Annotated in this window: 13 protein-coding genes and 1 pseudogene; 3 read left to right on the top strand and 11 right to left on the bottom strand. The window is 69.5% G+C overall.

Annotation, left to right across the window (positions count from 1 at the left end; all coding sequences use genetic code 11):
* Positions 1-14: 14 nt before the first annotated feature.
* The 7 genes from OHB00_RS15465 to OHB00_RS15435 all read right to left on the bottom strand — a co-directional run bounded on the left by OHB00_RS15465 (position 15) and on the right by OHB00_RS15435 (position 4580).
* Positions 15-719 (bottom strand): hypothetical protein, encoded by a 705-nt coding sequence (locus tag OHB00_RS15465; RefSeq protein ID WP_406435253.1) that lies wholly within the window; start codon positions 717-719, stop codon positions 15-17.
* Positions 720-822: 103 nt separating this feature from the next.
* A complete protein-coding gene (locus OHB00_RS15460; protein ID WP_406435251.1) occupies positions 823-963 on the bottom strand; it encodes an NmrA family NAD(P)-binding protein in 141 nt (46 codons plus the stop codon).
* Positions 964-1074: 111 nt separating this feature from the next.
* Entirely contained in the window at positions 1075-1296 is a 222-nt protein-coding gene (locus OHB00_RS15455) for a DoxX family protein (protein WP_406435249.1), read from the bottom strand.
* Between the two features lie 36 nt (positions 1297-1332).
* A complete protein-coding gene (locus tag OHB00_RS15450) occupies positions 1333-2319 on the bottom strand; it encodes a hypothetical protein (protein ID WP_406435247.1) in 987 nt (328 codons plus the stop codon).
* Positions 2320-2474: 155 nt separating this feature from the next.
* The gene (locus tag OHB00_RS15445; RefSeq protein WP_406435245.1) at positions 2475-3380 is read right to left on the bottom strand and encodes an NADP-dependent oxidoreductase; all 906 of its coding nucleotides are present in this window, start codon (positions 3378-3380) and stop codon (positions 2475-2477) included.
* Between the two features lie 250 nt (positions 3381-3630).
* Positions 3631-4398, bottom strand: a complete 768-nt coding sequence (locus tag OHB00_RS15440; RefSeq protein ID WP_406435243.1) for an SDR family NAD(P)-dependent oxidoreductase — start codon at positions 4396-4398, stop codon at positions 3631-3633.
* Positions 4395-4580 (bottom strand): hypothetical protein, encoded by a 186-nt coding sequence (locus OHB00_RS15435; RefSeq protein WP_406435241.1) that lies wholly within the window; start codon positions 4578-4580, stop codon positions 4395-4397. The genes OHB00_RS15440 and OHB00_RS15435 overlap by 4 nt, the downstream gene beginning before the upstream one ends.
* Before the next feature lie 118 nt (positions 4581-4698).
* Between OHB00_RS15435 and OHB00_RS15430 the strand changes: the two are divergent.
* A pseudogene (locus OHB00_RS15430) lies at positions 4699-4827 on the top strand (SAM-dependent methyltransferase); the annotation flags it as partial.
* A gap of 142 nt (positions 4828-4969) precedes the next feature.
* Here OHB00_RS15430 and OHB00_RS15425 read toward each other — a convergent pair.
* From OHB00_RS15425 to OHB00_RS15410, 4 genes are all read right to left on the bottom strand, one after another.
* Positions 4970-5908: a catechol 1,2-dioxygenase gene (locus OHB00_RS15425; RefSeq protein WP_406435239.1), complete on the bottom strand. Its 939-nt coding sequence runs from the start codon at positions 5906-5908 to the stop codon at positions 4970-4972.
* Between the two features lie 113 nt (positions 5909-6021).
* A complete protein-coding gene (locus OHB00_RS15420; protein ID WP_406435237.1) occupies positions 6022-6687 on the bottom strand; it encodes an NAD(P)-dependent oxidoreductase in 666 nt (221 codons plus the stop codon).
* A 36-nt stretch (positions 6688-6723) separates the two neighbouring features.
* Positions 6724-7368 (bottom strand): FMN-dependent NADH-azoreductase, encoded by a 645-nt coding sequence (locus OHB00_RS15415; protein ID WP_406435235.1) that lies wholly within the window; start codon positions 7366-7368, stop codon positions 6724-6726.
* A gap of 56 nt (positions 7369-7424) precedes the next feature.
* Complete coding sequence (locus tag OHB00_RS15410; RefSeq protein ID WP_406435233.1) at positions 7425-8138, bottom strand: DsbA family protein; 714 nt, start codon at positions 8136-8138, stop codon at positions 7425-7427.
* 118 nt (positions 8139-8256) lie between these two features.
* Between OHB00_RS15410 and OHB00_RS15405 the strand changes: the two genes are divergently transcribed.
* Together OHB00_RS15405 and OHB00_RS15400 are read left to right on the top strand one after the other, a co-directional pair.
* Positions 8257-8667: a winged helix-turn-helix transcriptional regulator gene (locus OHB00_RS15405; RefSeq protein WP_406435231.1), complete on the top strand. Its 411-nt coding sequence runs from the start codon at positions 8257-8259 to the stop codon at positions 8665-8667.
* 244 nt (positions 8668-8911) lie between these two features.
* Positions 8912-9187, top strand: a complete 276-nt coding sequence (locus OHB00_RS15400) for a hypothetical protein (RefSeq protein ID WP_406435229.1) — start codon at positions 8912-8914, stop codon at positions 9185-9187.
* Positions 9188-9191 lie beyond the last annotated feature (4 nt).

Genomic DNA, 9191 nt, shown 5'->3' with positions numbered 1-9191 from the left:
CTTGTGGCCTGGGGTCATGGTGTGGGAACGGTGGCCAGGAAGAGGGATGATCCTGGGTCGGTCATGGTGTTGTCGACGCCGTGGCTGGTGCCGGTGATGTCGGGTGAGTAGTTGTTGGTCTCGTTGTGGGCCCAGTCGCTGATGGGCGTGCCGCCGACGTCGAGGTGGTGGAAGGCGGTGCCGTCCCAGCCGAACTCGAAGATGCGGTGCGGTTCGCTGTAGAAGGTGACGATGGGTCCGGTGACGTCGTTGTCGAGGCGTTTGGTCATGGTGTTGTTGAAGAAGACGTTGCGGTAGCCGGAGGAGCCGCACCATTTGACGGCCTTCTGGCCGGCGGCCCACCAGATCGGGTACCAGTCGGAGTCGTCGGTGCCTCCGCCGCCTTCCTCGCCGCAGTTGACGGTGCAGTTCGCGGAGCGGTGGGCGTAGGGGACGTGGACGGTGTTGAGTTCGAAGAGGTTGTTGCGTTCGTAGCCGCCGTGCAGGTTGAGGTCGGAGTCGAGGTCGTTGCCGATGGCGACGTTTCCGCTGGCGGACCACTGGAAGGTGAAGTGGCGCAGGTTGCGGGAGATGTTGCCGGCGTAGACGGAGTCCCAGACGCGGGAGCCGCGGAAGTAGCCGCGGCCGCCTTTGCCCTTGTTCCAGGCGCCGTTGAGGTAGTTGCCGGTGATGGTGAGGTTCTTGGCCTCTTCGGTGACGATGGGGTGGGAGCCGGTCATCCCGGGCTGTCGGAGGCGCGGGAGTTGTTGCGCGCGCTGAGCACCGCCTCCGTTCCGCCGGCGGCCTTGCGGATGTCGTCGATGTCGGCGGGCGTGCCCTGGATCAGTTCGAAATGCCGGCCGGGGCCTGGACGGTGTCGGGGTTGCGTACGAGCGCGCGGACGCGGTGGCCGCTCCGTGCGGCCTCGTTGAGGACGTGGATGCCGAGGCGGCCGCTGCCGCCGATAATGAGCAGGTGGGACATGAGGATCACCTCCATGGAAAAGATCTGTGGCCCGGGTACCGGTTGGGGACAGCTTCAGGGCCGGACCGGGCGCACTGATCGCCGCGTCCGCCCGGTTCCTGGCGGCAGGGGTCAGAAGCTGTACGGGCCGAAGCGGCCCCAGGCCACCAGGGCGGCCAGGATCAGCAGGACGGCGTTGAAGGCGATGGCGCCGGGTTCCTTGCGTCGGGCGTGGGTGATCGCGGCCAGCACCATCACCACTACCAGGCCGGTCGCGGCCAGCGGCGTCAGTACGGGGGCTATGCCGGTGGCCCCGGTCCGACCGCCAGGGCCGGCGATGCCGAGAACCGTCAATGATCACCCGTTCTCGGCTCGGGCGGGACAGCTGCGTCAGTCCTCGATGGAGAGGGCCGCCAGGGACCGCATGGCCGGATCACTGTGCCGCGAACCGTCCCAGACGGTGTTGAGCCGAGTTATCCTGCCCGCGCTGTCGAGCTCTAGTGCGGTGACGCCGCTCAGCTCCGGCCTGCCGTCCACAACCCACTCGTAGCCGCCGCCTTGTGCGCTGCCGAGCACGTGGCGGACCACCGCCCCCGGCCCGTACGGTAGCTGGGGCAGCGCTCGCTGGAGGTAGCGGCCGATCGCCAGCCGTCCCTGCAGGCCGGCTCTCGTGGTCAGGTCCTCGAAGACGGCGTCGGCGGAGAACAGCGCTGCGCTCTGTGTGGCGTCGCCCGCCGCCATCGCGGAGCCCAGTTGACGGGCGACCCTGTCGATGGCCGGGGATGCGTTCTGCCGTACGTTCTCCACGCCGAGGGTGCGCGGGTACTGGTCGACCGGGGCACGGCCGGTGATGGCGGGATTGCGTCGTCCGTCCCAGTAGTCGACCTGGCGGGTGATCCTGCCGTCCTTGAAGTCGAACGTGGAAAGCGAGCGGATTTCCGCGCCGAACATTTCGGGTGTGTCGACGAAGTGGACGATGGCGCTGTTGGTGTCGCCGAAGATGCGCAGCGGGTACGCCAGCGCGCCCGGTGCCCAGCTGCTCATGGCCTGGGTGTTCGCTTCCTTCATCGTGGTCCAGTCGGTCATGACGACGCTGCCGCCGAGAGTGGCGTCGTAGTAGCCGAGTTGGGACCGGAGGAAGTGCTCCATGAAGGCGTCGGGGTCATGCAGGCTCTTGGCCGTGAAGTAGCTGCGGAAGAAGGCCACTGCCTTCTTGGAGGCGTGGCTGGTGTCCGCGACGTCCGGGTAGATGCCGACGCGGCGTTCGGCTGGTCCGGACTGTGTCGTCGCCGGTGCGGCCCCGGCGGCCGGAGCGGAACCGAGAAGTGCCAGTCCGGTGGCAGCGCCGCCGACGGTCAGGAATGCTCGTCTGTCCATCATGAACCATTCTGGGACATGGGCCGTTGTGTCGGCGGCCCGGGCTGTGGCTTTGTCGTGGCCGTGGTGACGTGGTCGGTGATGCGGAAGGTCTTGGCGTAGGCGGCGATCGTGTCGAGCAGGGCGGTGCCGATCGCCGGGGCCGTGCGGCCTGCTCAGATCTTGATGACGAGCTTGCCCCGGGCGTGGCCGGCCTGGCTGCGGGCGTGGGCCTCGGCGATCCGGTCGAGGGGGTAGGTGGCTTCGATGTGCGGGACGTACGCTCCGGCCGCCCCCAGGTCCGCGGCCTCCACCAGCGAGGCCGGCGTGGGGACGTCGGGGGCGAGCGAGAGACGGGCGCCGTGCTGCTGAGCGGTCGGGTCGGCGATGGAGACGACGGCTGCCGGAGTGGGCGCGATCTTGACGAGGTCCGGCAGGGAGCCGGCGCCCGCCACGTCGACGACGGCATCCACACCGGCGGGAGCGAGCGCGCTCACGCGGTCCGCCAGCCCGGGCCCGTAGGTCGTGGGCGTGGCGCCGAGCGAGCGCAGGTATTCGTGGTTGCCCGCGCCGGCGGTGCCTATCACGGTGGCTCCACGGGCGACGGCGAACTGGACCAAGGCACTGCCGACACCACCGGAGGCACCCTCGATCAGCAGCGTGCTGCCCGCACCGACCTTCAGCTCGTTCAGCACGCGGACCGCCGTCTCGGCCGCCACCCCCACGGCTGCGGCCTGCTCCATCGTCCACGCGTCCGGTACCGGCGCCCATTCGTAGAGCACCGCGTACTCGGCCGTGGTCCCCACGGCCGAGTTCCCGAACACCCGGTCGCCGACGGCGACACCCGTCACGCCGTCACCGACCTCGTCCACCACTCCGGCTGCGTCCCGGCCCGGGATCTTCGGGAACTGCAGCGGCATCATCTCCTTCAGGTACCCGGCCCGGAGTTTGACGTCGATCGGGTTGACGCTGGCGGCCTCGACCCGGATCCGGACCTCGCCCGGACCGGCGTGCGGCTCGGGCACGTCCTCGACCCTCAGCACCGACGGGTCGCCGTACTCGTGATAGGTCACTGCTCGCATCGAAATGGACCTCCAAGTCCTTTGTGGAATCGGGTAGTTGGGATTCGATAGTTGGATGGGCGGTGGGTGGTGGGTGGGCGCCAGGCTGCGGGGCGCTCAGGCGGCCTCGGTGACCGAGCGCATCACCCGTGCCGCGTCCGCGCCCGCACGAGGAGGATCCGCTCGCCCCTCGGGAGGGGGACCTCATGGGGCCATGGGCATGCGGTGTCCGGTCCCGACGAGGGGGGCCGACACCGCATGGGTGACTGGGTCAGACGGCCGACCAGCCGTTGTCGACGGGGAGTACGACGCCGCTGATGTTGCTCGCCGCGTCCGAGGCAAGGAACACGATGGCCGCTGCGACTTCCTCCGCCGCGGCCACGCGGCCCACGTTCCCCTGGTAGCGGCCCACGATCGAGGCGCCGTCGCCATCGAAGGTGACCGTGTCGGTGATGTGGGTCCGGGTGCCGCCGGGGGCGACGGCGTTCACGCGGACGCCACGGTCCCGGTACATGACCGCGGTCGACTTCGTCAGGCCGATGATCCCGTGCTTGGAGACGGTGTACGCGGTGCCGGCGGCGCTGCCGCGCAGGGCCGCCCCCGAGGCCGTGTTGACGATGGCGCCGTTGCCGCGGGCCAGCAGGTGGGGCAGGGCGGCGCGGGTGAGCAGGAACGGAGCGGTGAGGTTGATCCGTATGACCCGCTCCCACTCCGCGTCGCTCACGTCGGCGGTGGCGGTCATGGTGTCCATGATCCCGGCGTTGTTGACCAGGACGTCGAGGCCGCCGAAGGCTTCCACGGCCGTGTTGATCACCTCGTCGGCGGTGTGCTGGTCGCTCAGGTCGCCGACGACCGCGCGGGCGGTGCCGCCGCCCGCTTCGATCTCCTTGACGACCGCCTCGGCGCCGTCGGCGTTGAGATCGGCGACGAGGACCTTGTCGCCGAGCTGCGCGAACCGCAGCGCCGTGGCGCGTCCGATCCCCGACCCGGCGCCGGTGACGACGACGCCGCGACCTTGTGATCCGGTGGTGCTGCTCATGCTGCTGCTCCTTCCAGGAGGGACACGGCCTGCCGCCAGGGCGTGCGGGCGGCGAGGGCCTGTTGACAGGGGCTGATGCTCTTGGGTGGCATGCCGACGGTCAGGACGCCGGCGAGGTGGTCACCGGTGCGGTAGACAGCGGTGAACTTCCGTTGCTCCAGGCCGCCTTCGGCGATCCGCATCTCGTCGTGGCCGCGCAGGCAGCCGTAGGCAAGTGGGTGTTTTTTCTTCCTTCCGGCGTTGTCGATCTTTGTTCCGGAACGGGGCGTGCATGCTGCCGGGACTTGATGAACCGGGTGGATGAAGATCTTGTCGCCTCGTGTCCCTCGGGCTCTTGAACGGTTCGATGCCGCCTATCCCCGGGGCCACAACGCTCACTACCACCGCTGGATTCTGAGGCAGCTACCGAGACGGTCTGGTGGATGCCTCCCTCGCCACGGGATCAAGCCTGAGCTTGAGGCGCCGCCGGGCTCGAAGGCCGTGGGCGGCGCTGTCAGGCGTCGCCCACACCGCGTTGTTCACCGGGGGTACGTCGGCGGTCGGCCGGCAGGTGCGGCGTGGCCGCTCCGGGTCACTGCTTCCAGAAGCCTTCGAGGCCGTAGGGGTCCTTGACCTCGTCGAAGCCGATGGGGCGGAGTGTGTAGTCGCAGGTGAGGGTCCGGTAGGGGCCGGTCAGACCGCGTGCTTCCCACTCGGAGGGGTCCTCGTGGAGTTCGGTCTTGTGGATCAGCTCCCGGGCGATGGCGCCCTCGCTGACCGCGTCGACGAGGGGGTCGCCGTCGAAGTGGATCTGGTGGGTGAGCATGTGATGGTCGTCGTGGGTGATGTGCGCGTGGATGTGCCTGGCGCGTGAGTTGGCCCGTCCCAGCATGAGCAGGAGGTCGTCGAGCATGCCGCCCGGCACCGCCGCGGCCTCCACGCCCGGCACGACGGTGCGGTACTCGTAGCGGCCCTCGGCATCCGTGACGATCTTGCCGCGCAGGTGGTACTTCGGCAGGTCGAAGTCGACGACGTCGAGGCCGTCCAGGGGTCCCGCCTGCTCGGGTGTCAGGCCCGAGTACTGGCCTTCGGCGGTGGTCTGCCAGAGATCAATGACCGCGCCGGGCAGCGGCTTGCCCGAGGTGGAGCGTACGGTGCCGGAGACGAGCAGGGTCTCGCCGGGCTCGTCGGGTGCCATCGGCAGCACGCCGGGGTTGTCGATCTGCGGTGCCCCGGGCACGTAGGCGGGCCCGGTCGCCATCCACGGGGAGGCGCCGTCCTTCTCCGGGTGGGCGTAGGCCCTGCCGTAACTGACCTCTATCGTGCGGTTGGCGAGGAGCTGGATCGTCGCCAGCGGGAACTCCCCTGACGCGACCAGCTTCTGCACGTAGGTGATGGCCTGACCCAGCTCCTCGAACGTGAGGCCCTGCCTGAGCGCCACGTCCCCGAACGTCTTCTGGAGATCGTCGAACACCACGCGCAGACGCTGGTTGAACGCGATGTCGGTGTGGGGGGTGTCGGTGGTGGTCATGTCACTCCAGTCCGGCGTCGCCGTCGAGGGACGGCGCGCCTAAGGTCGGAACGCTGTTGTGCATGAGGTCGGAAAGCTGTTGTGCATGGGGTGGGTGTGGATCATGGGGTGGGTCATCCTCGTGTGTTCCAGACGAGGGGGGCTTTGCGGATCCAGGTGTCGTCCTCGATCGTCTGGACGAGGAACTGGGCGAGGTCGGCGCGGTTGATCCGGGCGCCGGGCTTTTCGGTGCCGGCCTCGGCGGCCCGTACGGGGCCACTCAGGGGCTTGTCGGTGAGGGTGACAGCGCGGGCCAGGGTCCAGTCGATGCCGGACGAGGCGCGCACGACCTGGTCGACGCCGGTGTGGTCCTCGAAGCCCGCCTTGATGTTCGACAGGTTGATGAACGCCTTGACCAGCGGGTTGAGCCGGGCCCAGTCGTCGCCCGCGCCCTGCGTGGACGTCAGCACGATGCGGCGGATGCCCTGTTCGCCCATGACGGTGAGCGTGCGGCGGGCGGCGTCGGTCATGAACATCGGCGGGCTGACCGGCTTGGCCCACGGGTTGTCGGAGGTGCGGGCGTTGTTCAGCGCGCTGATCACCGCCTCGGTGCCTTCGGCTGCCTTGCGGAGGTCGTCGATGTTGGCGGGTGTGCCCTGGATCAGTTCGACGCCGGCCGGTGCCTGCACTTTGTCGGGGTTGCGGACGAGGGCGCGGACGTGGTGGCCGCGCCGGGCCGCGTGCTCCAGGACGTGGGCGCCGGTGCGGCCGCTGCCGCCGAGGACCAGGAGGTTGCTCATGGTGATCAAACGCCTTTCGGGCAGTTCAGAGCTGGATCAGGCGGTCGGCCGGCCGGTCAGGGCAGAGCCCAGGCGGCGGGCCTCGTCGTGCGCCTTGGTCAGGGATGCCTCGTGCATCGGCAGCAGCGGGGCCATCATCGGCACGTACGGGGCCATGGTCAGTTCGGGTAGGACCGTCGTCAGGTCGAGGCCGAGGTTGGCCGGGTGGCCCAGGACGGTTTCCAGCGTGGGCACCAGGTGGTCCATGCCGTGCTTGGGGGCGCCGGGGCCGTAGCCGCCGCCGCGCGCGGAGATCAGCACGCCGGGGCGGCCGAGGGTGGGCGGGGCTGCGTCGAAGCTCAGGGTGCGCCCGGCGACCATGATCTGGTCCAGCCATGCCTTGAACACGGACGGCATCGTGAGGTTGTACATCGGCACGGTGAAGAGGTAGGCGTCGGCGCCGAGGAACTCCTCGATCAGTTCGTCCTGGACCGCCGCGGCCTTCGCCTGCTCGGGGGTGTGCTCGGCGGGGTCGGTGGTGCGGGCGGTGATGCCCGCCGCGCTGAGGTGCGGGGCGGGGGCGACGGCCAGGTCACGGTGGACGACCGCGCCCTGCCACGCGTCACGGAAGGACCGGGCGACCTGACGGGAGACGGATGCCTCGCCGAGCGAGGAGGCGTCGATGTGCAGCAGGTAGGACATGGAGAGGTCAGCCTTTCGACATGATCAGGGGTGTGTCGTGGGGTGAACGGTGGAGGTCAGCTGCGGGCCGGTACGGCGCAGCCGTCGGGGCCGCAGACCGCAGCGTCGCCGTCGGTCGCGAGGGTGAGCGGGTGGGATGCGTCCCAGGCCGTGCGCAGCACGTCGAGAAGGCCGTCGCTGTCCTGGGCCCCGGGGATGCCGTACTTGCCGTCGACGACGATGAAGGGCGCGCCGGTGGCGCCCAGGCGCTGGGCGCGGGCGGCATCGTCGCGGACGTGGCGCTGGTAGCGGTGCTCGGTGAGCGCCCGGCGGGTGCCCTCGCGGTCCAGGCCGATCTCCTGGCTCAGGTCGAGCAGGTCGTCGAGGCTGAAGACGGGGCGGGCCTGGCCGAAGTATGCGTGGAAGATCGCGTCCCAGGCTTCGCGGTTCTTGCCCTCGGCGGAGGCGTGGGCGAGGAACTCGTGCGCCAGGTCGGTGTTGCCGACCAGGTTGTCCAGCACCCTGTAGGGGGTGAGTCCCTCGGCCTCGGCCAGCGCCTCGATCCGACGCGTGGACGCCTCGGCCTGGGAGCCGCCCATGCCGTGCCGGCGCAGCAGCACCTCACGGACGCTGAACGTCTCATCCACGGGGAAGGAGCTGCTCAGCGGGAACGAGTGGTGGACGACCTCCACCTCGTCGCCGTGCTCGAACCGCTCCACAGCCCGGTCCAGACGGTGGCTGCCCAGTCCGCACCAGGGGCAGGTGACCTCGGCCCAGATCTCGATCTTCATGACGCGCCTCCCGTGCCTGCGCTTGCTTCCTACTTTTTGTTCGTAGCGTCATGATGGGCCAGTATGGAAGTCGATACAAAAGGCACATCGGTGTTCGTGCCGGAGAGGAATGTGCGTCATGGAGGTCACCGGCAGTTCGGGCGGCGCGGCGGCGGTGGGGCCCTGTGCCCGCATCCCCGCCGAGCACATGGCCTTCATCCGGCAGGTCCTCGACCGCGTCGGTGACAAGTGGAGCCTGCTGCTCATCGCGGTGGTGGAGGCCGGCCCGCTGCGCTACACCGACCTTCAGCGCCAGGTCCCCGGAATCTCCCAGCGGATGCTCACCCTCACGCTCCGCCAGCTCCACGAGGACGGTCTGATCACCCGCACCGCATACGCGGAGGTTCCACCGCGCGTCGAGTACTCCCTCACCCCGCTGGGGCGCGGCCTCCACGAGATCGTGACATCCCTGATCGGCTGGGCCGCCGACCACCACGACGAGATCCGCGCGCACCGGGCCCGCGCCGCGGCACCAGCAGCCCGGTCCTGACCGCAGGATCAGCGATCGGCTGTCGGCGTCGGGTGCAGCGTGCAGCGCGGATGCCCGACGCATCGTCTAGATAGATCACATCAGGCCAACATTGACATGCTGTGCCATCTGATGCATGTTGGGCCACACGCCTAGAGCGAGCGGACCGGCGGCCAGGTCCTCTTCACCGGGGTCAACAGCGGCTTCGGTCCGGGCCGGATGCACGTACCGATGCCGAACACCGCACTGTCCGGCCTCGGCAACCATGACGCCGACGCGCCCGGCGCACCGGGAGCCGGCGCCGACAGTCGGGCGCCTCGCTCGGCAGACCCTGCTGAACACCCTCGTCACCACGGCGGTGGCCGGTCCCATGGCCATTCGAGGCGTCTCGCCGGGCAACCAGGCCAACGGCGCCGTCACTGTCACCACGGTCCAGCTGGGGACCGGTGTGGAGCAGACGGCGCCGTTCGTCCGCACGTCGGCTGACTCGTCAGAGGGCTGGCACGAGTCGACCACGGCCGAGCCGGCATTCACGTACTAGGGAA

Source organism: Streptomyces sp. NBC_00631 (assembly GCF_045206895.1).
GTDB lineage: Bacteria > Actinomycetota > Actinomycetes > Streptomycetales > Streptomycetaceae > Streptomyces.
This window is presented reverse-complemented; position numbering and strand designations above follow the sequence as displayed.

Coding starts and splice junctions, on each gene's coding strand:
- OHB00_RS15410 (WP_406435233.1), bottom strand. CDS start 8,138: ATGAAGATCGAGATCTGGGCCGAGGTCACCTGCCCCTGGTGCGGACTG.
- OHB00_RS15460 (WP_406435251.1), bottom strand. CDS start 963: ATGTCCCACCTGCTCATTATCGGCGGCAGCGGCCGCCTCGGCATCCAC.
- OHB00_RS15435 (WP_406435241.1), bottom strand. CDS start 4,580: ATGCGGATCGCCGAAGGCGGCCTGGAGCAACGGAAGTTCACCGCTGTC.
- OHB00_RS15445 (WP_406435245.1), bottom strand. CDS start 3,380: ATGCGAGCAGTGACCTATCACGAGTACGGCGACCCGTCGGTGCTGAGG.
- OHB00_RS15440 (WP_406435243.1), bottom strand. CDS start 4,398: ATGAGCAGCACCACCGGATCACAAGGTCGCGGCGTCGTCGTCACCGGC.
- OHB00_RS15450 (WP_406435247.1), bottom strand. CDS start 2,319: ATGGACAGACGAGCATTCCTGACCGTCGGCGGCGCTGCCACCGGACTG.
- OHB00_RS15465 (WP_406435253.1), bottom strand. CDS start 719: ATGACCGGCTCCCACCCCATCGTCACCGAAGAGGCCAAGAACCTCACC.
- OHB00_RS15405 (WP_406435231.1), top strand. CDS start 8,257: ATGGAGGTCACCGGCAGTTCGGGCGGCGCGGCGGCGGTGGGGCCCTGT.
- OHB00_RS15400 (WP_406435229.1), top strand. CDS start 8,912: ATGACGCCGACGCGCCCGGCGCACCGGGAGCCGGCGCCGACAGTCGGG.
- OHB00_RS15415 (WP_406435235.1), bottom strand. CDS start 7,368: ATGTCCTACCTGCTGCACATCGACGCCTCCTCGCTCGGCGAGGCATCC.
- OHB00_RS15425 (WP_406435239.1), bottom strand. CDS start 5,908: ATGACCACCACCGACACCCCCCACACCGACATCGCGTTCAACCAGCGT.
- OHB00_RS15420 (WP_406435237.1), bottom strand. CDS start 6,687: ATGAGCAACCTCCTGGTCCTCGGCGGCAGCGGCCGCACCGGCGCCCAC.